Consider the following 24,296-nt stretch of genomic DNA (forward strand, 5'->3'; position numbering starts at 1 on the left):
AGAGGTTCTTAGCATTTATTTGCGATCAGACCTTTCATTTGGCAATAACGCGATCAAAGGCCATAAAAAAGGAACACGGCCAAACGGCATCGGTCACTCATTAAGCCACTCGAAAATGCCCAGGTGCCGAACCTGCGGTATCGAACTCAAGAGTCCCGGCCATGGCGGGGATTGCAAAGAGGAGTCATGCCTGATGAGTACCAACAAGCCCACGGTCAACAAGAGCCAACTGGCCGGGACCGACACGCTGGATCGCGGCAACACCAACGCCAAGCTCGAGAGCCTGGAACAGTTCCGCTCCGACGCCACCGAACAGGCGTTGCGCACCAACCAGGGCGTGAAGATCGCCGATAACCAGAACACCCTGCGCGCCGGCCCCCGGGGCCCTTCGTTGCTGGAAGACTTCATCATGCGTGAAAAAATCACGCACTTTGACCATGAACGCATTCCGGAACGCATCGTCCACGCCCGTGGGACCGGCGCCCATGGTTATTTTCAGAGCTATGACGCGCATTCGGCATTGACCAAGGCCGGTTTCCTACAAGATCCGAGCAAGAAAACCCCAGTGTTCGTGCGTTTTTCCACTGTGCAAGGCCCACGCGGCTCCGGCGACACCGTGCGAGACGTGCGTGGCTTTGCGGTGAAATTCTTCACCGACGAAGGCAACTTCGACCTGGTGGGCAACAACATGCCGGTGTTTTTCATTCAGGACGCGGTGAAGTTTCCGGACTTTGTCCACGCGGTAAAACCCGAGCCCCATAACGAAATGCCTACAGGCGGCTCGGCCCACGACACGTTCTGGGATTTTGTCTCGCTGGTGCCGGAATCGGCTCACATGGTGATCTGGGCGATGTCTGATCGGGCCATTCCAAAAAGCCTACGTGCGATGCAGGGTTTTGGTGTGCACACCTTCCGCATGATCAACGCCGAAGGCAAAAGCAGCTTCGTCAAATTCCACTGGCGCCCTACCGTCGGCACCTGCTCGTTGGTATGGGACGAAGCGCAGAAACTGGCGGGTAAAGATACGGACTACCACCGTCGCGATCTCTGGGAGTCGATCGAGATGGGCGACTACCCGGAATGGGAGTTCGGCGTGCAGGTTGTCGCCGAGGAAGACGAGCACAAATTCGACTTCGACCTGCTCGACCCGACCAAGATCATCCCTGAAGAGCTGGTGCCCATCACGCCCCTGGGCAAGATGGTGCTGAACCGCAACCCGGACAATTTCTTCGCCGAGGTCGAGCAAGTTGCGTTCTGCCCCGGGCACATCGTGCCGGGCATCGACTTTTCCAATGACCCGTTGCTGCAAGGGCGGCTGTTTTCCTACACCGATACGCAGATCAGCCGACTCGGTGGGCCGAATTTTCATGAGCTGCCGATCAACCGGGCGATCACGCCGGTACACAACGGCCAGCGTGACGCCATGCACCGCACCACCATCGACAAGGGGCGTGCTTCCTACGAACCGAATTCAATCGATGGCGGCTGGCCGAAGGAAACCCCGTCCGGCCCGGAAGATGGCGGCTTCGAAAGTTATCCAGAGCGCATCGACGCCTACAAGATCCGCCAACGCAGCGATTCGTTCGGTGATCATTTCTCCCAGGCGCGGTTGTTCTACAAGAGCATGAGCCCTCATGAGCAGGAGCACATCGTTGCTGCCTACAGCTTCGAGCTGGGCAAGGTGGAGCGTGAGTTCATCCGGGCGCGGCAGGTCAATGAGATCCTCGCCAATATCGACCTGGAACTGGCCGGGCGAGTGGCGAAAAACCTCGGGTTGCCGGCGCCTACCGCGGGCACCGTCGATGTGCCAACGCCATCGCTGCAGCAGTCACCGGCCTTGAGCCAGGCGAACCTGCTGTCCGGCGACATCAAGACGCGAAAAGTGGCGGTGTTGGTGGCTAACGGTGTCGATGGGGCGATCATCGATGCGCTCAAGAAGGCCCTGAAGGCCGAGGGCGCCCACGCCAAAGTGCTGGGGCCGACCTCCGCACCGGTGACCACGGCCGATGGGAAAACGCTGGCGGTGGATGCGTCCATGGAAGGGTTGCCGTCGATTGCCTTTGACGCGGTGTTCGTGCCCGGTGGCGCGGAGTCGATCAAGGCCTTGAGTCGCGACGGCGTGGCGTTGCATTACGTGCTGGAGGCCTACAAGCATCTGAAAGCCATTGGGCTTCATGGTGAGGCCCGGCAGTTGTTGGTGGAGTTGAAGCTGGAGGTGGATGCGGGGTTGATCGAAGACGCGGATGCGAGCGGTTTTTCGCGGTTTTTTGCGGCGATTGCCCAGCATCGGGTTTGGGCGCGGGAGCCGAGGGCCAAGGCGGTTCCGGCCTAAAGAGATTTGTTGTCTGGTAGGGCGCTATCGCGAGCAAGCTCGCTCCCACATGGGGTTTAGTGATCGACACCTAACCCTGTGGGAGCGAGCTTGCTCGCGATGCTTTTAAGGCTTACGCGGAGTCAGCACCATCTGCGCCGGCACACTGCGCAAGATCTGCTTCTGCAGTTTCAAATCAAACCCCGGGTCCAGTTTCTTGACCCGCTTGGTCAGCAACGTCTCCAACCAAGGATAATCATCAGTACGCGGCGCCTGGATGCTGACGTCACACTGATAATTCACCACGTCGGCGGCGATGGCATCAAGTTGTCGACGCATTTGCTGTATATCGGCGAGGTTGAGTGCAACCGTGGTGCTGGGGGCGCTCGGGTCGATCACTTTGGCGACCGGTTTGGCTTCGGCGGCCTTGAGGTCGGCCTCGGCTTTATCCAGGTCGGCCTTGCGGGCTTCGGCAATGGCGCTGTTGACCTCGCCGGTGAGCGCTGGGGCCTTGGGCATCAAGGCTCGGGCACGGCTCAGGGCGGTGGCGGCGGCGTTTACATCGCCTTTTTGCAGATCGATCTGGCTGCGGCGCAAATACGCCTCGGCCAATTGCCGTTGATAGGGTTCCAGCGACCGGTCTTCGGCCGACTGGGCTTGCAAGGCGGCCAACTGGTCTTCGGCGGTGGCCAGCTCATTGCTGGCAAGGCTTTGCTCGAGCTGCGCGATGGCCGGGCCCCGCGTATCGGGGGCCTGGGTGACCGGCGGTGTACTCTGGCAGGCGCCCAGTAGCAGGGAAAATGCGACAAGGAGCAGATAACGGGAGGCGAACGGCTTCATTCCTGCGACTCTCTATTTGCGCAAAAAGCGAGCAAGTCTACACCCCTCGACGAGGCAGGACAAAACTCAGCAGAAACAGCGCGGCGGCGCTGACCACGATCGACGGGCCGGCCGGGGTGTCCTTGAACCAGGAAAGTGCCAGGCCGCCACACACCGCGAGCATGCCCAGCAGGCTCGCGCCCAGGGCCATCTGCTCGGGTGAGCGGGCGTGACGCTGTGCCGCAGCCGCCGGGATGATCAGCAATGAAGTAATCAGCAACACCCCGACGATTTTCATCGCCACCGCGATGACCACCGCAATCAGCAGCATCAGCACCAGGCGCAAGCCCAGTACGGGCAGGCCTTCGACCCGGGCCAGTTCCTCGTGCACGGTGACGGCCAGCAAGGGACGCCAGAGCGCCACCAGCAACAGCAGCACCGCGGCGCTACCGCCGAGGATCCACGACAGGTCTGTAGGACTGATCGCCAACAGGTCGCCGAACAGATAGGCCATCAGGTCAATCCGCACGTCATGCATGAAGCTTAGTACCACCAGCCCGAGGGACAGGGTGCTCGGCGCCAAAATACCCAGCAGCGTGTCGGACGCCAGCGGTTGGCGGTGTTGCAAGGTCACCAGTACCACCGCCAGCAACAGGCAGCCAACGGTCACCGCCACCGCCGGGCTGACGTCTAACAGAAACCCCAAGGCCACGCCGAGCAACGCTGCGTGGGACAAGGTGTCGCCGAAATAGGCCATGCGCCGCCAGACCACGAACGAACCCAAGGGACCGGCTACCAGGGCAAGTGCCAAGCCTGCGAGCAGGGCGTACAACAGAAAATCAGCCATGCTTGCAGCCATCTCCATGAACATGATTGGAAGCAGAAGGGGCGCTGACCACCGAACCATGCAGGTCATGGGCGTGGTCATGGTGGTGGTGATAAATCGCCAGGCTTTGTGCGTTTTTTCCGAACAGCTCGACGAAAGCCGGATCGCCGCTGACTTGCTCGGGATGCCCGGAACAGCAGACGTGGCGATTGAGGCAGACCACCTGGTCGGTGGTGCTCATCACCAGGTGCAAGTCGTGGGAGACCATCAGCACGCCGCAGCCGTGGCGGTCGCGCAGGCGCGTGATCAGGCTGTACAGCTCGGCCTGCCCCGCCACATCGACCCCTTGCACCGGCTCGTCGAGCACCAGCAGCTCAGGCTCACGCAGCAGGGCGCGAGCCAGCAATACGCGTTGCATCTCGCCCCCGGACACGCTTTGCACCGGGCTGTCGATCACCTGTTCGGCGCCGACTTCCTTGAGCGCGGCCAAGGCGCGTGCGCGGTCCACGCCTGGCACCAGGCGCAGGAAGCGCAGCACCGACAGTGGCAGCGTCGGGTCTACGTGGAGTTTTTGCGGCATGTAGCCGACGCGCAACCTGGGCTTGCGCCAGACGCTGCCGCTGTCGGGCTTGAGCAAACCCAGCACGGCGCGCACCAGGGTGGTCTTGCCGGCGCCGTTGGGGCCGATCAAGGTCACGATCTGCCCCGGTTCGACGCTCAGGTGGATGTTGTCCAGCACGCTCTGCCCGGCGAACGTCACGGCCACCTGTTCGAGGCGGATCAACGCATTGCTCATCAGGCCCCCTGGCAGCCGGAGCAGAGACCGACCACCTCGACGGTCTGGGTGTCGACCACGAAGCCGACGTCCTTGGCGCTGGCGATGATGGCATCGCTGATGGACTTCTGTTCCAGCTCGATGGCGGCGTGGCATTCGCGGCAGATCAGGAACTGGCCTTGGTGGGCGTGCTCCGGATGGTTGCAGCCGACGAAGGCGTTCAGCGACGAAATGCGATGCACCAGGCCGTTTTCCAAGAGGAAATCCAGCGCCCGGTAGACCGTCGGCGGTGCGGCGCGGCGGCCGTCCTGCTCGCTGAGCACGGCGAGGATGTCGTAGGCGCCCAGTGGCTTGTGGCTTTGCCAGACCAATTCCAGCACGCGCCGACGCAGGGCGGTCAGGCGCAACCCTTGGCGCGCGCAGATGGCGTCGGCCTCGGACAGCGCGCTGTGCACGCAGTGGGAGTGATCGTGGGGGCGACTGGCAAGGGGTGTAATAGGCATGGGCAGCGACGAGTTTAGTGAGAGACGTTATTATGTTACCCGTTCTCGCCTCTACGAGTGGTCATCGTGTCCCGATTTTTTTCGCTCTTTGTCGCTTTTGTCGCAAGTTTTCTACTGATTGGCTCGGCCCAGGCCGACGTCAAGGTGCTCACCAGCATCAAGCCGCTGCAACTGATTGCCGCCGCCGTGCAGGACGGCGTGGCCGTTCCAGAGGTGTTGCTGCCGCCAGGGGCTTCGCCGCATCACTATGCGTTGCGGCCATCGGATGTACGCAAGGTGCAGTCGGTGGACCTGCTGTATTGGATCGGCCCCGATATGGAAGGCTTTCTGCCGCGGGTGCTCAACGGTCGCACGTTGCCCTCCGTTGCCATCCAGGATTTGCCGGGGCTCAAGTTGCGTCACTTCGCCCAGGACAGCGCGTCCCACGAGGATGATGACCATGACGCCGATGAACACGATCACGACCATCGCCCCGGCACCGTGGATGCCCACCTGTGGCTCTCGCCGCTCAATGCGCGGGTGATCGCCGCCAAGATGGCGGCTGACCTGAGTGCGGCGGATCCGGCCAATGCGGCCCGCTATCAAAGCAACCTCAAGGGCTTCAACCAGCGTCTCGATGCCTTGGACATACGCCTCAAGGCGCGTCTGGCCGGGGTCGCGGGCAAGCCGTATTTCGTCTTCCACGAGGCGTTCGACTATTTCGAAGACCACTACGGCCTCAAGCACGCCGGGGTGTTCGCCGTGGCCGCCGAAGTCCAGCCCGGTGCCCAGCATGTGGCGGCAATGCGCACGCGCTTGCAGGCCGTGGGCAAAACCTGCGTCTTCAGCGAACCGCCCCTGCGCCCGCGCCTGGCCGAAACCCTGGTGGCCGGGTTGCCGGTGAAGCTGGCGGAGCTCGATGCACTGGGCGGCTATACCCCGGCGACGGCGCAGGGGTATGAGCAGTTGTTGGAGAAGTTGGGCAATGATCTGGCGGGGTGCCTGGAGTCGTTGTAACCCCGGCTGCTCTTGTGGCGAGGGAGCTTGCTCCCGCTGGGCCGCGAAGCGACCCTGAAATCTTGCGGTCGCTGCGCAACCGAGCGGGAGCAAGCTCCCTCGCCACAAAAGCCTTCGCGCCCCTGTCGGTTATCAGAGGGCGAAAGGCAACACCGTGTGAACCGTCTGCCGCTGCGCCAAGCGCTGCTGGAATTCCATCGGATCGTGAATCAACACATCCTGCCCGGCAAAGGATTCAGCGGCGATCAACCGCGACAGCCAGAACCGCACGCACGCCACGCGCAGCATGGTTGGCCATAACTCGGCTTCGGCGGCAGTGAACGGTCGCAGCGCCGCATAGGCGCCCAGCAGCGCTCGCGCCCTGGCGCCATCGAGCACACCGTCGTCGTCCGAGCACCAGTCGTTCAAGGCAATGGCGACGTCATACAGCATCGGCCCGGAGCAGGCGTTGTAGAAGTCGATCAGCCCGGTCAGGTGCGTGCCTTCGAACATCGCATTGTCGCGGAACAGATCGGCGTGGATGTTGGCGCGCGGCAGCGCCAGGATGCCGACCTTCTGCAACGAGATTTCATCCAGCGCCGCCTCGAGCAGCCGACGCGGTTCGGCGTCGAGGTGCGAGAGCAACTTGGCGCCCTCCTCCTGCATCCAGTCCAGGCCGCGATCGGTCTTGCGCTTGATCATGTTGTCGCGGGTTGCCAGATGCAGATGCGCCAGCAACTCGCCGACCTGGGCGCAGTGCTGGGCGTTGGCCTGCTTGATGTGCTTGCCGGCCAGGCGTGGTTGCAGCAGCGCCGGCTTGCCCGCCAGTTCCCGCAGCGCGACACCGTCGGTGGTGCGCAAGGCGTAAGGCACCGGCAGGTCGGCGTCATGCAGCACGTCCAGCAGTTCGATGAAGAACGGCATTTCCTGCACCGGACCGCGCTCGACCAGGGTCAGGACGAATTCGCCCTGCTCCAGGCTGATAAAGAAATTGGTGTTTTCGCTGCCGGCGGCGATCCCCTGGAAATCAAGCAGGCGGCCAAGCCCATAAGGGGCGAGAAAGGTTTCCAGCTCGGGCCGAGCCAGGGGCGTGAACACAGACATGGTTAAAACTGCCAGTACGGGCGCCCTTCAGCGGGCGCCGGTTGAAGTGCAGAGCGGTACTACCACTCAAAGATTTTCCACGAAGGGATCAGCATATCCGGCTGGTCCGAGCGGATGAAGTTTGCATCGGTACCGTCGGCGCGTACCAGGAAATAAGGCTTGCCATTCTTGGGCGTGACCTTGATCGCGTACAAAAATCCGTTTTGCCGATACTCCTGAATGGTTTTATCTCCTTCGGTCCGGATGGTGACGTCCGGGTCCGCCGAGGGGGCGTCATCCGCCGCCATGACGGCCAACGGGGTGATTGCAAACAAGCCAGCCAGTAACAGGCGATTTAGTGTACGCATGATAACCTTGTCCCTTTGTCGTCAACGGTCCCGCTATTCTAGCCCCGGACCCGCCGAAAAGGTTGATCCTGCTCATGAGCCAAGCCCCCCTCGTCCTGGTGGACGGTTCTTCTTATCTGTACCGCGCCTTTCATGCGCTGCCACCGCTGACCACGTCCAAAGGCCTGCCGACCGGTGCGGTCAAGGGCGTGCTGAACATGCTCAAGAGCCTGCGCAAGCAGTATCCAGACAGCCCGTTTGCCGTGGTCTTCGACGCCAAGGGTGGGACGTTTCGCGATGAGCTGTACGCCGAATACAAGGCCAACCGTCCGAGCATGCCCGACGACATGCGCGTGCAGATCGAGCCGTTGCATGCCAGCGTCAAGGCCCTGGGCTTCCCGCTGCTGTGCGTGGACAACGTCGAGGCCGATGACGTGATCGGCACCCTGGCCCGCAGCAGCGCGGCGGCCGACCGTCCGGTGGTGATCTCCACCGGCGACAAAGACATGGCGCAGTTGGTCGACGGGCACATTACCTTGGTCAATACCATGACCGGTAGCGCCCTGGACGTGGCTGGCGTGAAGGAGAAGTTTGGCGTCGCTCCCGAGCAGATCATCGATTACCTGGCGTTGATGGGCGATTCGTCCGACAACATCCCGGGCGTCCCGGGTATCGGACCGAAGACTGCTTCCGGCCTGCTGGTGGGCGTCAATGGCGGCCTGACCGAGCTGTATGCGCAACTGGACATCGTCGCCACCTTGCCGATCCGTGGCGCCAAGACCCTGGCCGCCAAGCTCGAAGAGCACAAGGAAATGGCGTTGCTTTCCTACGAGCTGGCGACCATCAAGACCGACGTACCGCTGGATGTCGGCCTCGACGACCTGCAAATGGGCCAACCGGATCACGAGAAACTCGCCGAGCTGTACACGCTGTTGGAATTCAAGAGCTGGTTCGAAGACAACCAGCGGGACGCCAAGCGTGCCGGCCAGGAGATCGTCGAAGTTACCGAAGAACAGCCCGGCGCTGCCGAGGCCAAGTACGAGGTCATCCTCGATCAGGCGCGCTTCGACGCGTGGCTGGCAAAACTGGACAAAACGCCGCTGTTTGCCTTCGTCACCGAAACCAATGGCGGCGATGCCCAGCATTCGCAACTCGTCGGCTTGTCGTTCGCCGTGGCCCCTTTCGAGGCGGCCTACATCCCGCTGACCCACTCCTACATGGGCGTGCCGGAGCAACTGGACCGCGACACGGTGCTCAAGGCACTCAAGCCGCTGCTGGAAAACCCGAACAAGCTCAAGGTCGGCCAGCACGCCAAGTTCGAAACCAATATCCTGGCCAACTGCGCCATTGGTGGCGATCAGAACAACGGCATCCTGGTCCAGGGCATCGCCTTCGACACCATGCTTGAGTCCTACGTGCTGGACTCCACCGCGACCCGCCACGACATGGACAGCCTGGCGCTCAAGTACCTGGGCCAGAGCAAGACCGATTTTCAGGACATCGCGGGCAAAGGGGTCAAGCAACTGACCTTCGACCAGATATCCCTGGAACTGGCCGGCCCCTACGCCGCCGAAGACGCCGACGTGACCTTCCGCCTGCATCAGGCACTGCAGGAAAAACTAGCCGCCACGCCAAGCCTGGGCACGGTGCTCAACGACATCGAAATGCCGCTGATGCCGGTCCTGGCGCGCATCGAGCGCCAGGGGGCGTTGGTCGATGCCAACCTGCTGGGCGTACAAAGTGTCGAGTTGGGCGAGAAACTGGTGGCGCTGGAGCGTGAGGCGTTTGCCATCGCCGGCGAGGAATTCAACCTGGGCTCGCCGAAGCAATTGGGCGTGATCTTGTACGAAAAGCTCGGCTTGCCGGTGCTCAGCAAAACCGCCAAGGGCCAGGCGTCTACCGCCGAAGCAGTGCTCGCCGAGCTGGCAGAGCAGGATTACCCGCTGCCCAAGGTGCTGATGCAGTACCGCTCGCTGAGCAAGCTCAAGAGCACCTACACCGATCGCCTGCCGGAACAGATCAACAGCCGCACGGGCCGCGTCCATACCAATTATCAACAGGCCGTCGCCGCGACCGGGCGCCTGTCGTCCATCGACCCGAACCTGCAGAACATTCCGATCCGCACGGCCGAAGGCCGACGCATCCGCCAGGCGTTTGTCGCGCCGAAAGGCTACAAGCTGCTGGCGGCGGACTACTCGCAGATCGAACTGCGGATCATGGCGCACCTGGCCAAGGACGAAGGCTTGCTCTATGCGTTTCGCCACAACCTGGATGTGCACCGGGCCACTGCTGCCGAGGTTTTCGGCGTCGAGCTGGAGGCCGTCACCCAGGACCAGCGCCGCAGCGCCAAGGCGATCAACTTCGGTTTGATCTATGGCATGAGCGCGTTCGGCCTGGCCAAGCAGATCGGCGTCGATCGCAAGCAGTCCCAGGCTTACATCGACCGCTACTTCGCCCGCTACCCGGGTGTGCTGGCGTACATGGAACGCACCCGCGCCCAGGCGGCCGAGCAAGGTTTTGTCGAAACCATTTTCGGTCGCCGGCTGTACCTGCCGGACATCAACGCGAAAAACCCGGCCCTGCGCAAAGGTGCCGAGCGCACCGCCATCAACGCGCCGATGCAGGGCACGGCGGCTGACATCATCAAGAAAGCCATGGTGGCTGTGGATAGCTGGCTGACGACGTCCGGGCTGGATGCGAAGGTCATCCTGCAGGTACACGACGAACTGGTGCTGGAAGTGCGTGAAGACCTGGTCGATCAAGTCCGTGAGGAAATCCGCCAGCACATGAGCGCCGCCGCCACGCTGGACGTGCCGCTGCTGGTGGAAGTGGGCGTGGGTAATAACTGGGACGAGGCGCACTGATCCTTTCGTCCTGAGGCTTCGAGCTTTTGTGGCGAGGGAGCTTGCTCCCGCTGGCCTGCGCCCTGTAGGAGCTGCCGAAGGCTGCGATCTTTTGATCTTGATCCTTCACTTGAGATTCAAGCGTCAGGGGAAAGATCGCAGCCTCGTTGCACTCGACAGCTCCTACGGGGCCGCTTTGAGCCTCAGCAGGAGCAAGCGTCCTCACCACATCGACTCACAGAAAACCCAGGCGCAGCCTCATTAGCTCTGAAGATTCCTACGGTTATTTCCAAAAATAATCTGAACTAAACCCGTGAATCGCCACTCAGAGATTTTGAATGGCTGGTGAAGCCCTTCAATGCTCCTATGTTGTGTTAAGTGTTGGCAGATATCTGGACCCCGCCCTAGCGGTCCGGAACTTGGACCCCGAACTTCCCCCTCCCCATAAGAAGTCCGGGGTTTTTTTTGCCTGCGATTTGGCTTATTCGGCCTCTTCGCTGCCCTTGTCCGCCAATTCCATCCAGTCGGCCAGCACCGTGTAGGCTTCTTCCAGGCCCATGCGCTTGGGCGCCGAGAACAGCTGGATGGTGATCGCGTCACCCCAGCCCTTGCGAATTTCCGACTGCACTTTGAGCAAGGTATTTTTCGCCGCGCCGTAGGTGAGCTTGTCAGCCTTGGTCAACAGGATGTGCATCGGCATACCGCTGGCGACCGCCCAATCAAGCATCAACAGGTCGAAGTCGGTCATCGGATGGCGAATGTCCATCATCAGGATCAGGCCTTTCAAACTCTCGCGGCTGCCCAGGTAGGCTTCCAGGTGACGCTGCCAGTGTTGCTTGAGCGGGATCGGTACCTTGGCGTAGCCGTAGCCGGGCAGGTCGACCAAACGCCGTTCATCGTCTAGCTTGAAGAAGTTCAAGAGCTGCGTGCGACCCGGGGTTTTCGAGGTGCGTGCCAGGCTCGCATGGGTCAAGGTGTTCAGTGCGCTGGATTTGCCGGCATTGGAACGCCCGGCAAAAGCCACTTCGAAGCCTTCGTCGTCTGGGCATTGATCGACTTTGGCGGCGCTGAGCATGAAGGTGGACTGTTGGCACAGGCCGAGGATGGGGTTCTTCAGTTGCATGGGATTTCCGATGTGGGCGGCGTCGGGAATGGACGCGGCAAGCTGTGTCGTTTCCGTTTCAGTGACGCCAGTATATAATGCCGCAGATTTTGTGTGCGCTTTGTCCCAGCGTAGGATGAAGTTCACGGGAGCGACCGACCGAAATTGCGCGTTAGAACGCAGCTCGTTCCCAACCCTGAAAAGGTCGTTTTATGACGAAATGGCTGCTAGCTGCCGGTGTCTTGATGCCGCTTTACAGCGCTCAGGCTACACAGGATCCGGAAGCTGTGTACAACCGTGTTTGTGGTGCCTGTCATTCCGGCCAACTCCCCACGGCGCCCCGCAAGGGCGATCAGGAAGCTTGGACGCCGAGGTTGGCGAAAGGTATGGAGACGCTGGTGCAACACGTGACCCAGGGTTTCAAGGCGATGCCGCCGCGTGGTTTGTGCATGGACTGCAGTGCCGAGGATTACCGAGCCATCATCCAGTGGATGAGCGAGTGAACCCGGTCCATAACTCTTTAACCCTTAGCCGTAGTTGGATTAGCTGATGAACAAACTGATCGTGAGTCTGCTGTTGACCTTGGGGATATCCGGCGTAGCCCACGCCGCTGGCAATGCCACTGCCGGTCAGGCGAAGGCGGCCGTATGCGGAGCCTGCCACGGCCCGGATGGCAATAGCATGGCGCCCAACTTTCCGAAACTGGCGGGCCAGGGCGAACGTTACCTGACCAAGCAACTGCACGACATCAAGTCCGGCAAGCGCACGGTGCTGGAAATGACCGGCCTGCTGACCAACCTGAGCGATCAGGACCTGGAGGACATCGCGGCATATTTCGCCAGCCAGAAGGGCAGCGTCGGCGCCGCCGATCCGAAGCTCGTGGCCCGTGGTGAAGCGCTCTTTCGCGGTGGCAACCTGGACAAAGGGCTTCCAGCCTGCACCGGTTGCCACTCGCCTGACGGCAAAGGCAACGCCGCAGCCGGCTTCCCACACTTGGGCGGCCAGCATGCCCAGTACGTAGGCAAGCAGCTGACCGACTTCCGCAAAGAAGACGGTGGCCGGACCAACGACGGCGATACCAAGCCGATGCAGAGCATTGCGAAGAAGCTGAGCGACGAAGATATCGCTGCGGTATCCAGCTACATCCAGGGCCTGCACTGAGGCCTTTGGCTGGCGTTGCAAGGGGCGTACATCCCTTGCAACGTTAACGCTCGATTAATCTGTCGATGCGAGCATCAAAAGGGTGGCTTTGGCCGCCCTTTTTTGTGGCCGCTGCCGTTACACTAGAGAACTTGAACCCGCCACGGCCTGTCTTAGAAACAGGCCTCGCGAGGCCCCCTCATTGTCCAGGAGTAAAGCATGCGTAATCTGATCATCAGCGCCGCGCTCGTCGCCGCCAGCCTGTTCGGCGTCACTGCCCAAGCGGCTGAAAAGCCAGCCGCACCTTATGTCGAATTGACCAACCCCGTTCCGGTGGCGGCGCCTGGCAAGATCGAAGTCGTGGAGCTGTTCTGGTACGGCTGCCCGCATTGCTACGCTTTTGAACCGGTTATCAACCCATGGGTCGAGAAACTGCCTTCGGACGTTAACTTCGTGCGCATCCCCGCCATGTTCGGCGGCCCATGGGACGCCCACGGCCAGATGTTCCTGACCCTCGAAGCCATGGGCGTCGAGCACCAGGTTCACGCCGCGGTATTCAACGCGATCCAGAAAGAAGGCAAGAAGCTGGTCAAGAAAGAAGAGATGGCCGATTTCCTCGCCACCCAGGGCGTCGACAAGGACAAGTTCCTCGCCACGTTCGACTCCTTTGCCATCCAGGGCCAGATCAAGAAGGCCCGCGAGCTGGCGAAGAAATACGAGATCACGGGCGTACCGACCATGATCGTCAATGGCAAATACCGCTTTGACATCGGCTCCGCCGGTGGCGCAAATGAAGCGCTGCAACTGGCCGACCAGCTGATCGCCAAAGAGCGAGCGGCCACCAAGGCTGCTGCCAACTAAGCGCGGCCCACGCCCATGGCCCGCTGGAGCACCGAACGCATCGTTGGCCTGCATGAACCGCGGGTCAACGAGCATCATGTCATGTCCACGGGCCTGCCTGGCGACAGCCGCTTGCGGCTGCTCAGCTTCAATATCCAGGTGGGCATCAGCACCGAGCGCTACCGGCATTACCTGACTCGCGGCTGGCAACATTTGCTGCCGCACACCGGGCGTGCCGGTAACCTGCAGAAAATCGGCGACCTGCTCAAGGACTTCGACCTGGTGGCCCTGCAAGAGGCCGACGGCGGAAGCTTGCGCTCAGGCTACGTCAACCAGGTGGAACACCTGGCCCAATTGGGCGCCTTTCCCTACTGGTACCAGCAACTCAATCGCAACCTCGGCCGTCTCGGCCAGCACAGCAATGGTGTGTTGAGTCGCTTGCGCCCGTGGGCGATCGAAGACCATCCGTTGCCAGGACCCAAGGGTCGCGGGGCGATCCTCGCGCGTTTCGGCGAAGGTCCCGAGGCGCTGGTCGTGGTCATGATGCACCTGGCGCTCGGGGCGCGTACCCGGACGATGCAGCTGGCGTACATTCGCGAGTTGATCGGTGGCTACAAGCACCAGGTGCTGATGGGCGACATGAACACCCATGCCACCGATTTGCTGCAGACTTCGCCCCTGCGCGATCTCGGTCTGCTTGCGCCACAACTGGAAGCGACATTCCCCAGCTGGCGCCCCCAGCGCTGCCTGGACCATATCCTGTTGAGCCCGACCCTGACCCTCGAACGCGTCGAGGTGCTGGCCCAACCCATTTCCGATCACCTGCCGGTCGCGGTAGAAATTCGTTTGCCTGGTTCGCTCACGGCCGATGCATTCCCCGCGCTGAGTCCTGCCCCTCGCGGATCCGATGAATGAGCGACGACGCCGAACGCTGGAGAGAAAAGTACCTCAAGAGTATCGAACAGCAGGAAAAGCTTGAGCGCCGTTGGGAGGCTCGGCTCGACTTGCTGCGTCGTGGCCTGGTGCGCAGCACCCTGGCCGCCGAGGGCACTGACAGGGCTGTCGATCAATGCATGAAAGAGATGCGCGATGTGGTGCGCACCGATGACATGGATGCCGGCCTCGCCGCCCTGCTGCCGCGCCTGGAGAAAGCCGTACTCGATTCCGAGCAGCGCCGCGAGACCCGGGTCGAGCAGACGAGCGCCGCGTTGGCCGCCCTGGTTGCCCAGTTGCAGAGCCTGCCGCTGCCCAAGGAAGTCAGTCGGCCGCTGAAGAAGTTTGCCAAGCAACTGGAGGATCGGGCCGGCCAGGCTCGGGAGATTCCGCTGCTGCTCAGCGAGTTGAGCGGCTTGCAAGGCAAGGCCCTCAATGCCCTGGATGCCCCTGTCGAACCGAATCGCCCCGGTCTGCTGCAACGGCTGTTTGGTGGCCAAGGCCATGAGGACGCGACGCCCCAGCCCCACGAGCCTACCCAGGCCAGCGTGGCACCTGCGTCGGAAATGGCCCTGCCCGTAGCCGTGGCGCCGGCAACGACCGCAGAATCCGTCGCACCAGCACCAGCACCAGCACCAGCACCAGCACCAGCACCAGCACCAGCACCAGCACCAGCACCGCAGCCCTCGGTGGCGGAGCAAGCGCCAGCGTTGGAGACGACGCCTGAACCGGTTGCCCTGACTGCGCCGCAGCTCGAGATCGCTCCAGCGCCCGCTCCAACACCTGCAGCCGAAGTGGTTCAGCCCGCCAGTGAACCGGGCGACCAAGCAGTCGAGCCCGCGCCGCTGCCGACGCCGGTCGCCGAAGAACCCCCGGTTGTGGCGCCCGCACTCGAGAATCCCGACGAGCTGATGCCCGAGGAGCCTAGCCAGGCCCTGCCCGCCCCCTCGCTGCCGACTGCGGAGCTCGACGAGTCCCTGGAAGGCGCCGATGTGGCTGACGCCCAGTACGCCCTGCCCGACTCGCCGGAGCCGTCCTACAGCTCGGTCGCCAAGCATATCGAAGACACGCTGTTGGGCCTCTTGGGCGACCTGACCTTGCCCGAGCGTCATCGACCCCAAGCCGAAGCCATGTGTGAGCGTCTGCGAAATGGCTTGAACTGGTATGAATTGCTGCCGATCCTTGATGACCTGGCTGTGCTGATGCTGGCCATCACGGACACCGGCCAGCATGAATTCGAAGCGTACCTGCAGCGCCTCAACGATCGGCTCGAGTCATTCCAGAGCAGCCTGCAGGCCGCCAGTGAAGACCACGCCGAAAACCTGTCGGCCTCCAGGGAAATGGACACCCAGATTCGTGAGCAGGTGGACGGCCTGCAAAGCAGCGTGAAGGAAGCCGATGACCTGGAAGGCCTCAAGCAGGTGCTCGAGAATCACCTCGAAGGCTTGCTCGGGACGATGGACCACCACCGCCAGCAACGTGATCAACGCGAGCAGGAGGTCTCGGTTCGCCTGAAAAGCCTGGCCGATCGCGTCGCGCTGATGGAGCAGGATGCCCAGGTCGTGCGGGAGAATCTCGAGGAGCAGCGGCAAAAAGCCCTGATCGATCCGCTCACCGGGCTACCCAACCGCGCCGCCTGGTCCGAGCGCCTGGAGCATGAAGTCGCCCAGTGGCAACAACACGGCAACAGCTTGCTGCTGGCCATGCTCGATCTCGATCATTTCAAGCGCATCAATGACAACTATGGCCATCTGGCCGGTGACCGGGTGTTGAAACTCATTGCCTCGGTCCTGCGTAAACGCCTGCGTGGCGGCGATTTCATTGCGCGTTTTGGTGGCGAGGAGTTTGTGCTGCTGGTGCCCAATACCTCCCTGACGGCCGGCGCCAAGCTGGCCGAGGCGCTGCGCCTGGCCATCGAAGCCTGTCCGTTTCATTTCAAGGGCGAGCCGGTGACGGTGACGGTATCCATTGGCCTGACCGCCTTCAAACCTGGCGAACACAGCGACTTGGTGCTTAAAAGAGCCGATAAGGCGCTTTATCGGGCAAAAAATTCCGGGCGCAACCATGTGGAATTGGGCTAGGGGCCTAATTGTTCCAATTTGTTTAATATCGCCGCGCGCACCGGATCATCGCGAGGCGATACGTTACACTGTTGCATTACTCCCAGTGCGTATTGCCTTCCGCCATGAAATTTTTCTCGCTCATTGTTTCTTTATTTATCTTGACCGGCTGCGCCAGCGGCCCGCGGCTCGACACCAGTCATCCTTCCGTCAACCATGACAACCGTATCCAATTCGTGGTGGTGCATTACACCTCGGCCTCCCTGGAGCGCTCACTGGCCCTGCTGACCCACGGCGAAGTCAGTTCCCATTACCTGATCGGCGACGATAAAGGCGCGACCATCTACAAACTGGTGGATGAAAGCCGACGCGCCTGGCACGCCGGGGAAAGTGAATGGGAAGGCCGGACCTGGCTCAACTCCAGTTCCATTGGCATCGAAATCGTCAACCCGGGTTTTGTCGACACGCCCACCGGCCGCCTCTGGTATCCCTACAGCGAAGCCCAGGTCCAGGCCTTGATCGTATTGCTCAAGGACATCATCCAGCGCAACGGCATCAGCCCGCGCAGCATCATCGGCCACAGCGACATCGCGCCCCTGCGCAAGCTCGACCCAGGCCCGCTGTTCCCTTGGAAGCGCCTGGCGCAAGCTGGTTTAGGAGTCTGGCCAGACGAACAGGCCGTCGCCCGCCAGCAGGCCGTCTTCGCGCCGCAGCTGCCGCCTGCCAGTTGGTTCCAGGCCGAGCTGGCCCGCCTGGGCTACCCGACGCCGCAGACCGGCGAGTGGGACGTGGCCACCCACCATGTGCTGGCCGCCTTCCAGATGCACTACCGACCGACTCGCTTCGATGGCATGCCGGATGCGCAAAGCGCGGCGATCCTGCAGGTGCTCAACCAGACAAAATAATGACGCCCGTCCGACGAATCGGGCCAAATCCAAATCAGAAGCTATAACTCATTGGTAACTTTCGGATTACCCATGATGACGGCTGCCCGCGAAACCCTACACAGCTGGCTCCATCGCCCCGTTTTCCTGGCGCTGGTGGCAACTGCCCTAAGTACCGTCCTGTTGCTGGCGGGGAGTCTGCTCGTGGTCGTGCAGCAGATCCAGCAGCGCGAAAGCGACCAGATGAACGCCCAGGGCGAACGCTTCCTGCAGCGCCTGGAACAGCTTTTCGGGCAGCTGCGTGAAAGCCTCGACGACCTGCAAAACCAGCCGTTGCGCGGATGCAACGACGACATGATCGCCACATTGCGACAGGTCAGCTTCAACTACCGTTTTGTCTACGAGGCGGCGTATATCGATGGCAGCGGCGTCTGCTCCAATCGTCCACGCCAGGGCGGCTTGTCAGTGACCCGCCCGCCCGACATCCGCGGGCCGACCTACAATTACTGGCTCAACACCACCACAGAGCCCGACGAAGACCGCGCCGCATTGATGCTGGGCCGCGGCAACTTTCGGGTGGCCACGTCCCGCGGGCATTTGACCGATGTGGTCGATTTACCACCGGGCAGCAGCCTGCTGGTCGTCCTGGATAACGGTAAACGGGCCATTCCGGTGCTCGGGACGGACCAACACTGGCCGCCGGTCGAGCCTTGGCCACCGAAAAGCCACAATGCCTTGCAAGTGACGCAGAATCGGTTGATCTATCGAATGCCGACCGACAGCCCGGTCTATCAACTGGTGCTGATCGCCCAGCGCAACGGTTTCAAGGTTCCGGCCAATGCCTGGTGGATGCTGCCCATCAGCCTGATGCTGGGCCTGGGGATTGGTTTCCAGGTGTTTCTGCTGGCGCGTCAGCGCCAGTCCATGGACGCCGAGCTGCACGGGGCCATTCGGCGTGGTGAATTGCAGGTGCTTTACCAGCCGATTTTCGACCTGAGCAGCCGCAACTGTGTCGGGGCGGAGGCCTTGCTGCGCTGGCGACGACCGGACGGCACCCTGACCAGCCCGGACCTGTTTATCCCGATGGCCGAGAACACCGGGCAGATCCGCCAGATCACCGATTTCGTGCTGCAGCGGCTGTTCGATCAATTGGGCCAAGTGTTGCGGGCCAATCCGCAGTTGTATATCTCGGTGAATCTGGCGGCCTGCGATGTGATGGTGCCGCGTATTGGCGAAGTGATCGCCCGCCTGCTGGCGTTGCATCGTGTGTCGGCGCACCAGATTGCCTTCGAAGTGACCGAGCGTGGGTTGGTCGATGTGTTGGTCGCCCGGGATAACCTGCAATCGCTGCGCGACGTCGGGCACCAGGTGTTGATCGACGATTTCGGCACCGGTTATTGCAGCCTGGCCTACCTGCAAACCCTGCCGGTGGACTGCTTGAAAATCGACAAGGCCTTCATCGACGCCTTGGGCCACGATGCCGCCAGCAGCGGCGTGGCCCCGCATATCATTCGCATGGCCCATGCGCTGGAACTCAAGGTGATCGCCGAAGGCATCGAGCATGAAGCCCAGGCTTCCTATTTGAGCAGCGAAGGGGTGAAGTTCGGCCAGGGTTGGCTGTTCGCCCATGCCCTCAGCGCGGTGCAGCTCATTGAACTGATTACCCGTGGCCGGCGCCTGCGTGGCCGGCGCCTCGATGACGAAGCCTGAGTCTCCTCAGGCCATGAGCTCAGACCGCCAGCGCCATGTAGAACTGCGTGCCCTGCCCCGGCCTTGAATAAACGCCCATGCGCCCGCCGTGGAGCTGGACGATCTCCTTGCACAGCGCCAGGCCGAGGCCAGCACCGCCCTTCTTGCGTCCGACCTGGACGAAAGGTTCGAAGATCCGTCCCTGCTGGCCGTAGGCGATGCCTTCACCGTTGTCTTCGACACTGATGATCACCCGCTCGCCATGGCGCCGGGCCTGCAGGCGAATCTGGCCGTTTTCGGCGGTGTGACGCATGGCGTTGTCGATCAGGTTATCGAGCACGCGATCCAGTTGCGCAGCGTCGGCATGCAGGCGCGGGAGCGGGCCCTGGATCGCCACGAGCAGCTCGATACCCTTGGCTTGGGCCTGTTCGGCAAACCGCAGCCGGGCCGCTTCCAACAGATCGTCGATGGAACAAGGCGCCAAGGTCAGCTTCTGCAGGCCGTTCTGATAGCGAGAGAAGTTCAGCAGGTCATTGATGAGCTGCATCAGCCGCTGCATTTCTTCGGTGACGGTGTTGAGCAGGTCGGCTTCGCGCGACTCCTCTGAAAAATGCAGGCGCTCCTGTAACAGGCCGAAGGCCATGTGCATGCCCGTCACGGGCGTGCGCAGCTCATGGGAGGCACGCAAGACGAACTCGCTGCGCACCCGTTCGAAGGCGCGTTGTTCGGTGACGTCATGCAGCACCATGACCGCGCCGAGAATGTGGCCCTGGGTATGGCTGACCGGGGTGAGGCTGTAGGTCAGCACCCGCGACTCGCCATCCACTTCGATGCTCAGGTCTTCCGGCGCGCGCTCCAGGCTTCCACCGCGCAGGACCAGGTGCAATTCTTCATCCAGTTCAAGGTGTCCCAGCGCCTCGCCCAGACCTTGGCCGAGGCGTTCCTCATCCCAGCCCAATTGACGCTGGGCGACCGGGTTGAGGTGCTCCAGCTGGCCTTGGCGGTCGATCATCAGCAAGCCGTCGTCGATGCTGTCGAGCACCGCTTGCAAACGTTGCTGGCCGGCGAGCAGCTCATCGACGTTGGTGGCCTGATGCTCACGCAGCGCCTCGGCCATGACCCCGAAGCGACGGGTCAGCAGATTCAACTCAGCGGCCGAGGAAACGGGTAGCGTAACCTCGAAATTGCCTTGGCCGATGTCGTCCGCCGCGGCGACCAGTGCCTCGATCGGCGCGCCGAAACGCCGGGCAATGCCATGGGCCGTGATAAAGCCGATGATCAGTACCGCAAACCCCACCAACCCCAGCAGTCCGGAAATCCACATCGCGCGTTCACGGGCGCGGTCCTGGGTTTCACTGATGTTGGTCAGGGCCTGGCGATAGCCCTCGATCAGTCCATTGCGCAGCACGTTGAATTTTTCGGTGAGGTCCTTGAGGTTCGTGAGCTGGCTCGGCTGCTGGCGAGATGCAATGAAGGCTTCAAAAAACTCAATGTAATCGGTCTTGGCCCTGCTGAAGCTGACTGCCGCTTCGTCCAGCCCCTGTTCGTGGGCGATGCCCTCGTCGATCAGCGCCAGGTATTGCTGCTTGGAGGCCTCCAGCGCCGGCAGGTCGGGCTTGTCGTCGAGCATGATCATCAACTGGTCGCCGAGGGTCTGGCGCAGCTTGAGGCCCAGGTCCAGCAGGATGAAGTTGTCGCGTACCGATTGTTCCTGGGTATTGGCCATTTGCATCACGCTGACCAGGCCAAGCACCAATCCCAGCAAGGCCACGGTGATCAGGGCCGAGATGCTGAGAAACAGTCGTGTGCGCAGCTTCATCGCCAGTTTCATAAGGTGTCGCTCACAGGTTGTACTGCTTGCGTTTGCGGTACAGCGTGGAGGCATCGATACCCAGGGTCTTGGCCGCCTGGTCGAGGGTGTCGGCCGTGGCCAGCACCGCGCCGATGTGGGCTTTTTCCAATTCGTCGAGGCTCAGTGCGGCGCCGATGCGTGGCGCATTGTTGACCGGTTGCTCGGCCATGCCCAAGTGACTGATTTCGACTTTTTCCTGAGGGCAGATAATGCTGGCGCGCTCGACCACGTTGCGCAGTTCCCGGATGTTGCCCGGCCAGCGATAGCCTAGCAGCGCTTCGCGGGCTTCGTCGCTGAAGCCCCGGGCCGGACGCGCGTATTCCTTGACGAAGCGAGCCAGGAAGCGGTCGGCCAGGGTCAGGATGTCTTCGGCGCGCTCTCGCAATGGCGGCAGGTGCAGGGTGATGACGTTCAGGCGATACAGCAGGTCTTCGCGAAAGCGTCCGTCGCGCACCATGTCTTCGAGGTTGAGGTTGGTCGCGGCGAGAATCCGCACGTCGGCGCGACGGGTGACTGGGTCCCCTACCCGCTCATATTCCTTGTCTTGGATGAAACGCAATAACTTTGGCTGTAACGTCAGGGGAAAATCGCCGATCTCGTCGAGAAACAGCGTACCGCCGTCGGCCTGGTTGACCCGACCCAAGGTACTCTCGCTGGCGCCGGTGAAAGCCCCACGGCTATGGCCGAACAATTCGCTTTCCATCAGTTCAGCGGTCAGCGACGGGCAATTGATGGTGACGCAGGATTTTTTCGCCCGCTTGCTCCAGGCATGGATCGCGCGGGCCAACTCGCCTTTACCGGTGCCGGACTCGCCGAGGATCAGGATGTTGGCATCGGTGCTGGCGACCTGGCGCGCGGTTTCCAGGACGACTTTCATTGCCGGGCTGTGGGAGTCGAGGCCGTCCTTGGGTTTGCGCACTTCCCCTTCAAGGGCTTCGAGCCTGGCCGACAGCTGGCGTACTTCCAATTGCTTGGCGGTCGCCAGGCGCAATTGATCGGGGCTGCACGGTTTGACCAGATAGTCGGCCGCCCCGGCCTGGATCGCATCGACCGCGGTATCGACTGCCGAGTGGGCGGTGACGATGACCACGCGCATCCAGGGTGCCTGGATCCGCATTTGTGCCAGGACATCCAGGCCGTTGTCCTCCCCCAGGCGCAGGTCGAGGAAACACAGGTCGAACACCTGGCGTTGCAGCAGTGCGTCGGCCTGGGCGGCGCTGTTGGCGGTGGCGACGCTATAGCCTTCGTCTTCCAGGCAGTATCGGAACGTACGCAGGATGGCGGACTCGTCGTCTACCAGCAGAATGCGGCCTTGGTGCTCAGTGGCGGATTCCATTTTTCCTACGCTCCTTTAGTGAATGATGTTGGTTAGTGTCAGAAAAATCGGGCAAGTTGCATGGTCGATTCTGAGGGGATATTACCCACCGAGAATGGCCCTGTGGACGTGTGACTCCTAAAAGCCTGATTTGAGTTCCTTTTTTTATGATTCGTCCGGTTCGGACGGTCCACATCGCTCATTCCGACAGCTGTGTCTGACAGCCAATTCAAAAACAATCTAACGTCTTTTCCTCCTGATTCGTGCAATACGCACGACCAGTGCCTGCGCCATCGTGCAGGATGCGCTCCCGGCACGTTGCATTTATTTATTAACTTATTGATTTTAAAGGTATTTATCTAATAAAAAATCCTGGCACGGCGACTGCAATGCTCTGATCAACGTGGCGTTAGTGCGCCTCAACCAGATCACCGCACTCGGGTGGGGAGGAATTCCAGGATGAATCGTCAAAGTGTCGCTCAATTCGGCCCCACCCACTTTAAAAGTGCCGCCCAATTGCGCCTCTCGTCCCTGCACGTCCAGCAGGGCGCATGGGCTGCCTTGGCGCTGCTGGTCACCCTCGTAACGGGCCAGCAATGGTTGTTCTGGCAGGAAAGCCAGCAGCCCGAAGCGCCACAGGTGTCGATTCACCGTGCCCCACAAACCCATTTCAGCGCCGTCAGCAGCCTTGAAGAAGCGTCCGCTCCAATGCGCATGATGGATGTCGACCAGACCCAGCCATTGAGCGCCATGCCGCGTGAAGAGCGCTGGGTGTTTTAACCCGATGAACCGGTCGTCCATTGCGCCGGAACCATCACCGCAAGACCTTCACTAAATAGAAAAGCGTAAGGAGAATCACCATGTTGAGCTGGGCAATTACCTTCCTGATCATTGCCATCATCGCCGCCGTACTGGGCTTCGGTGGTATCGCAGGCACCGCCACGGGCATCGCCAAGATTCTCTTTGTTGTGTTCCTGGTGATGTTCATCGCTTCCTTCTTCTTTGGCCGTCGTGGCCGAGGCTGACCATGAGCGTTTCATTCAAAGGACTGGCCGCCGCCCTGTTGCTGGGCGGCAGTGCCATGGCAATGGCTGCCAATGACGGGCAGATGCGCGTCAACCAGTTGCTGGAGTCCGACCCGCAATACCGCCAGACCTGGCAGCACGTCGTGAAAAAAGAAGAACGCCTGCCCGAATGGGTGATGAACCTGTCGGGCGATTCGGACCAGATGAATGCTGTCGAGGAAGATGGCGACAAGTATTTGGTGGGACCGCTGTGTGAAACCCAGGCAACGTGTCGCAGCAAGCGCCTGATCGTCGCCTTCAGTTTCGACAAGGACGAAGCCTATGCCATGTTGGTGGAAGTCCCTGCGGGGCTGCCGGCCGACAAGTCCCCGACGCGGCATGCCGACTACCGATTCCTCGGCAAGCCCGATGAAGGTATGCAGAAACTGTTAATGGAACAACTCAAGAAAGATCCGAACTGGTACTGATTCTGAAAATGGGAAAAGCAGCCCTGCTTTTCTCTGCTGCACAGCCCGAGGAGGGCCGGTGCATGACCAGGGGGCTGGGACGTTCTGACGGATTAGCGTCGGAGTGACCTACGGGCACAAGGGGTGCCTGCGAAAGGGCCGGGTCAGGTAAAAGCTGCGACGCAAGTTCGCAAAGCCATCACGGCTTGGCGAACTTGCGTAGAGCTTCGTGACGCACAATGCTTGGGCCAGAGCGGTTGGTGGATTGGCCACGGCCATTCGCTCCGCGATGCGGCATTTTGTCTCCTCCCGCCGATTTATCCCCCACTTGCTGACCGTATATCGGAGAATGCCGAGGCAATTTCTCCCATGGGCCGCGTCTTGATTCGCTGCCGTTTTATCGGTTCCCCACACTTGCGAGAGAAAGCCCAGCTACGCTGAAATGGCCGGTTCACGGCACTTATGCCTGCATAAATGTCGTATTCGAGCCGCTTGGAAGGCGGGTTTCGTTTGAAAAATCTCATGCCG

General features: G+C 61.4%; 22 protein-coding genes. 13 read left to right on the forward strand and 9 right to left on the reverse strand.

The window, feature by feature from the left end; all coding sequences use genetic code 11:
* Positions 1-115: 115 nt before the first annotated feature.
* Entirely contained in the window at positions 116-2,332 is a 2,217-nt protein-coding gene (gene katE / locus LOY50_RS00125; RefSeq protein ID WP_258690098.1) for a catalase HPII, read from the forward strand.
* A 105-nt stretch (positions 2,333-2,437) separates the two neighbouring features.
* On the opposite strand, the gene LOY50_RS00130 is transcribed toward katE, so the two are convergent.
* Genes LOY50_RS00130 through zur form a run of 4 tightly spaced genes read right to left on the reverse strand, consistent with a single transcriptional unit; the run spans position 2,438 to position 5,234 of the window.
* A complete protein-coding gene (locus tag LOY50_RS00130) occupies positions 2,438-3,151 on the reverse strand; it encodes a PA5502 family lipoprotein (RefSeq protein ID WP_258690099.1) in 714 nt (237 codons plus the stop codon).
* A 37-nt stretch (positions 3,152-3,188) separates the two neighbouring features.
* Entirely contained in the window at positions 3,189-3,977 is a 789-nt protein-coding gene (gene znuB / locus LOY50_RS00135; RefSeq protein WP_258690100.1) for a zinc ABC transporter permease subunit ZnuB, read from the reverse strand.
* Complete coding sequence (gene znuC, locus LOY50_RS00140) at positions 3,970-4,752, reverse strand: zinc ABC transporter ATP-binding protein ZnuC (protein ID WP_018602784.1); 783 nt, start codon at positions 4,750-4,752, stop codon at positions 3,970-3,972. The genes znuB and znuC overlap by 8 nt, the downstream gene beginning before the upstream one ends.
* A complete protein-coding gene (zur, locus tag LOY50_RS00145; RefSeq protein WP_018602776.1) occupies positions 4,752-5,234 on the reverse strand; it encodes a zinc uptake transcriptional repressor Zur in 483 nt (160 codons plus the stop codon). Before zur ends, znuC begins: the two co-directional genes overlap by 1 nt.
* A 66-nt stretch (positions 5,235-5,300) precedes the next feature.
* On the opposite strand from zur, the gene znuA reads away from it, so the two are divergent.
* Positions 5,301-6,230, forward strand: a complete 930-nt coding sequence (znuA, locus tag LOY50_RS00150) for a zinc ABC transporter substrate-binding protein ZnuA (protein ID WP_258690101.1) — start codon at positions 5,301-5,303, stop codon at positions 6,228-6,230.
* A gap of 132 nt (positions 6,231-6,362) precedes the next feature.
* Here the strand turns inward: znuA and LOY50_RS00155 are convergent, their stop codons facing one another.
* Both LOY50_RS00155 and LOY50_RS00160 read right to left on the reverse strand, forming a co-directional pair.
* The gene (locus tag LOY50_RS00155) at positions 6,363-7,313 is read right to left on the reverse strand and encodes a homoserine kinase (protein WP_253470607.1); all 951 of its coding nucleotides are present in this window, start codon (positions 7,311-7,313) and stop codon (positions 6,363-6,365) included.
* 59 nt (positions 7,314-7,372) lie between these two features.
* Positions 7,373-7,660: a DUF2782 domain-containing protein gene (locus LOY50_RS00160; RefSeq protein ID WP_018602771.1), complete on the reverse strand. Its 288-nt coding sequence runs from the start codon at positions 7,658-7,660 to the stop codon at positions 7,373-7,375.
* 74 nt (positions 7,661-7,734) lie between these two features.
* Here LOY50_RS00160 and polA point away from each other — a divergent pair, with 74 nt between their 5' ends.
* Positions 7,735-10,503: a DNA polymerase I gene (gene polA / locus LOY50_RS00165; protein WP_258690102.1), complete on the forward strand. Its 2,769-nt coding sequence runs from the start codon at positions 7,735-7,737 to the stop codon at positions 10,501-10,503.
* 460 nt (positions 10,504-10,963) lie between these two features.
* Here the strand turns inward: polA and yihA are convergent, their stop codons facing one another.
* Positions 10,964-11,605 (reverse strand): ribosome biogenesis GTP-binding protein YihA/YsxC, encoded by a 642-nt coding sequence (yihA, locus tag LOY50_RS00170; protein ID WP_003196227.1) that lies wholly within the window; start codon positions 11,603-11,605, stop codon positions 10,964-10,966.
* Positions 11,606-11,796: 191 nt separating this feature from the next.
* Here yihA and LOY50_RS00175 point away from each other — a divergent pair, with 191 nt between their 5' ends.
* The 7 genes from LOY50_RS00175 (at position 11,797) to LOY50_RS00205 (ending at position 19,151) form a co-directional block, all read left to right on the forward strand.
* A complete protein-coding gene (locus tag LOY50_RS00175; RefSeq protein ID WP_003177141.1) occupies positions 11,797-12,087 on the forward strand; it encodes a cytochrome c5 family protein in 291 nt (96 codons plus the stop codon).
* 46 nt (positions 12,088-12,133) lie between these two features.
* On the forward strand, positions 12,134-12,745 hold the full coding sequence (locus LOY50_RS00180) for a cytochrome c4 (RefSeq protein WP_214511152.1): 612 nt from the start codon (positions 12,134-12,136) through the stop codon (positions 12,743-12,745).
* 198 nt (positions 12,746-12,943) lie between these two features.
* Positions 12,944-13,585, forward strand: a complete 642-nt coding sequence (locus tag LOY50_RS00185) for a thiol:disulfide interchange protein DsbA/DsbL (protein ID WP_214511153.1) — start codon at positions 12,944-12,946, stop codon at positions 13,583-13,585.
* Positions 13,586-13,600: 15 nt separating this feature from the next.
* The gene (locus tag LOY50_RS00190; protein ID WP_003196237.1) at positions 13,601-14,479 is read left to right on the forward strand and encodes an endonuclease/exonuclease/phosphatase family protein; all 879 of its coding nucleotides are present in this window, start codon (positions 13,601-13,603) and stop codon (positions 14,477-14,479) included.
* Positions 14,476-16,578 carry a GGDEF domain-containing protein gene (locus LOY50_RS00195; protein ID WP_258690103.1) on the forward strand — a complete coding sequence of 701 codons (2,103 nt, stop codon included), beginning with the start codon at positions 14,476-14,478 and terminating at the stop codon, positions 16,576-16,578. The genes LOY50_RS00190 and LOY50_RS00195 overlap by 4 nt, the downstream gene beginning before the upstream one ends.
* 104 nt (positions 16,579-16,682) lie before the next feature.
* Complete coding sequence (locus LOY50_RS00200) at positions 16,683-17,462, forward strand: N-acetylmuramoyl-L-alanine amidase (protein WP_258690104.1); 780 nt, start codon at positions 16,683-16,685, stop codon at positions 17,460-17,462.
* A gap of 75 nt (positions 17,463-17,537) precedes the next feature.
* Entirely contained in the window at positions 17,538-19,151 is a 1,614-nt protein-coding gene (locus LOY50_RS00205) for an EAL domain-containing protein (protein ID WP_214511227.1), read from the forward strand.
* Between the two features lie 19 nt (positions 19,152-19,170).
* Here LOY50_RS00205 and LOY50_RS00210 read toward each other — a convergent pair whose 3' ends face one another.
* Both LOY50_RS00210 and algB read right to left on the reverse strand, forming a co-directional pair.
* Positions 19,171-20,961 carry an ATP-binding protein gene (locus LOY50_RS00210; protein ID WP_258690105.1) on the reverse strand — a complete coding sequence of 597 codons (1,791 nt, stop codon included), beginning with the start codon at positions 20,959-20,961 and terminating at the stop codon, positions 19,171-19,173.
* A gap of 10 nt (positions 20,962-20,971) precedes the next feature.
* Positions 20,972-22,318, reverse strand: coding sequence for a sigma-54-dependent response regulator transcription factor AlgB (algB, locus tag LOY50_RS00215; protein WP_018602742.1), 1,347 nt, complete (start codon positions 22,316-22,318; stop codon positions 20,972-20,974).
* A gap of 438 nt (positions 22,319-22,756) precedes the next feature.
* Here algB and LOY50_RS00220 point away from each other — a divergent pair, with 438 nt between their 5' ends.
* From LOY50_RS00220 to LOY50_RS00230, 3 genes are all read left to right on the forward strand, one after another.
* Positions 22,757-23,077, forward strand: a complete 321-nt coding sequence (locus LOY50_RS00220; protein ID WP_258690106.1) for a hypothetical protein — start codon at positions 22,757-22,759, stop codon at positions 23,075-23,077.
* 80 nt (positions 23,078-23,157) lie between these two features.
* Positions 23,158-23,322, forward strand: coding sequence for a DUF1328 domain-containing protein (locus LOY50_RS00225; RefSeq protein WP_003177151.1), 165 nt, complete (start codon positions 23,158-23,160; stop codon positions 23,320-23,322).
* Between the two features lie 2 nt (positions 23,323-23,324).
* Positions 23,325-23,789 (forward strand): inhibitor of vertebrate lysozyme family protein, encoded by a 465-nt coding sequence (locus tag LOY50_RS00230; RefSeq protein WP_258690107.1) that lies wholly within the window; start codon positions 23,325-23,327, stop codon positions 23,787-23,789.
* Positions 23,790-24,296: the final 507 nt, after the last annotated feature.

This window comes from Pseudomonas sp. B21-010 (genome assembly GCF_024749325.1).
GTDB lineage: Bacteria > Pseudomonadota > Gammaproteobacteria > Pseudomonadales > Pseudomonadaceae > Aquipseudomonas > Aquipseudomonas kilonensis.

What these genes read in the sequence shown, in the direction of transcription:
- LOY50_RS00130 (WP_258690099.1), bottom strand. Translation starts at nt 3,151, where the DNA reads ATGAAGCCGTTCGCCTCCCGTTATCTGCTCCTTGTCGCATTTTCCCTG.
- LOY50_RS00220 (WP_258690106.1), top strand. Translation starts at nt 22,757, where the DNA reads ATGAATCGTCAAAGTGTCGCTCAATTCGGCCCCACCCACTTTAAAAGT.
- yihA (WP_003196227.1), bottom strand. Translation starts at nt 11,605, where the DNA reads ATGCAACTGAAGAACCCCATCCTCGGCCTGTGCCAACAGTCCACCTTC.
- znuB (WP_258690100.1), bottom strand. Translation starts at nt 3,977, where the DNA reads ATGGCTGATTTTCTGTTGTACGCCCTGCTCGCAGGCTTGGCACTTGCC.
- algB (WP_018602742.1), bottom strand. Translation starts at nt 22,318, where the DNA reads ATGGAATCCGCCACTGAGCACCAAGGCCGCATTCTGCTGGTAGACGAC.
- zur (WP_018602776.1), bottom strand. Translation starts at nt 5,234, where the DNA reads ATGCCTATTACACCCCTTGCCAGTCGCCCCCACGATCACTCCCACTGC.
- LOY50_RS00185 (WP_214511153.1), top strand. Translation starts at nt 12,944, where the DNA reads ATGCGTAATCTGATCATCAGCGCCGCGCTCGTCGCCGCCAGCCTGTTC.
- polA (WP_258690102.1), top strand. Translation starts at nt 7,735, where the DNA reads ATGAGCCAAGCCCCCCTCGTCCTGGTGGACGGTTCTTCTTATCTGTAC.
- LOY50_RS00205 (WP_214511227.1), top strand. Translation starts at nt 17,538, where the DNA reads ATGACGGCTGCCCGCGAAACCCTACACAGCTGGCTCCATCGCCCCGTT.
- LOY50_RS00160 (WP_018602771.1), bottom strand. Translation starts at nt 7,660, where the DNA reads ATGCGTACACTAAATCGCCTGTTACTGGCTGGCTTGTTTGCAATCACC.
- LOY50_RS00210 (WP_258690105.1), bottom strand. Translation starts at nt 20,961, where the DNA reads ATGAAACTGGCGATGAAGCTGCGCACACGACTGTTTCTCAGCATCTCG.
- LOY50_RS00175 (WP_003177141.1), top strand. Translation starts at nt 11,797, where the DNA reads ATGACGAAATGGCTGCTAGCTGCCGGTGTCTTGATGCCGCTTTACAGC.
- LOY50_RS00155 (WP_253470607.1), bottom strand. Translation starts at nt 7,313, where the DNA reads ATGTCTGTGTTCACGCCCCTGGCTCGGCCCGAGCTGGAAACCTTTCTC.
- LOY50_RS00200 (WP_258690104.1), top strand. Translation starts at nt 16,683, where the DNA reads ATGAAATTTTTCTCGCTCATTGTTTCTTTATTTATCTTGACCGGCTGC.
- LOY50_RS00225 (WP_003177151.1), top strand. Translation starts at nt 23,158, where the DNA reads ATGTTGAGCTGGGCAATTACCTTCCTGATCATTGCCATCATCGCCGCC.
- LOY50_RS00195 (WP_258690103.1), top strand. Translation starts at nt 14,476, where the DNA reads ATGAGCGACGACGCCGAACGCTGGAGAGAAAAGTACCTCAAGAGTATC.
- znuC (WP_018602784.1), bottom strand. Translation starts at nt 4,752, where the DNA reads ATGAGCAATGCGTTGATCCGCCTCGAACAGGTGGCCGTGACGTTCGCC.
- LOY50_RS00230 (WP_258690107.1), top strand. Translation starts at nt 23,325, where the DNA reads ATGAGCGTTTCATTCAAAGGACTGGCCGCCGCCCTGTTGCTGGGCGGC.
- LOY50_RS00180 (WP_214511152.1), top strand. Translation starts at nt 12,134, where the DNA reads ATGAACAAACTGATCGTGAGTCTGCTGTTGACCTTGGGGATATCCGGC.
- LOY50_RS00190 (WP_003196237.1), top strand. Translation starts at nt 13,601, where the DNA reads ATGGCCCGCTGGAGCACCGAACGCATCGTTGGCCTGCATGAACCGCGG.
- katE (WP_258690098.1), top strand. Translation starts at nt 116, where the DNA reads ATGCCCAGGTGCCGAACCTGCGGTATCGAACTCAAGAGTCCCGGCCAT.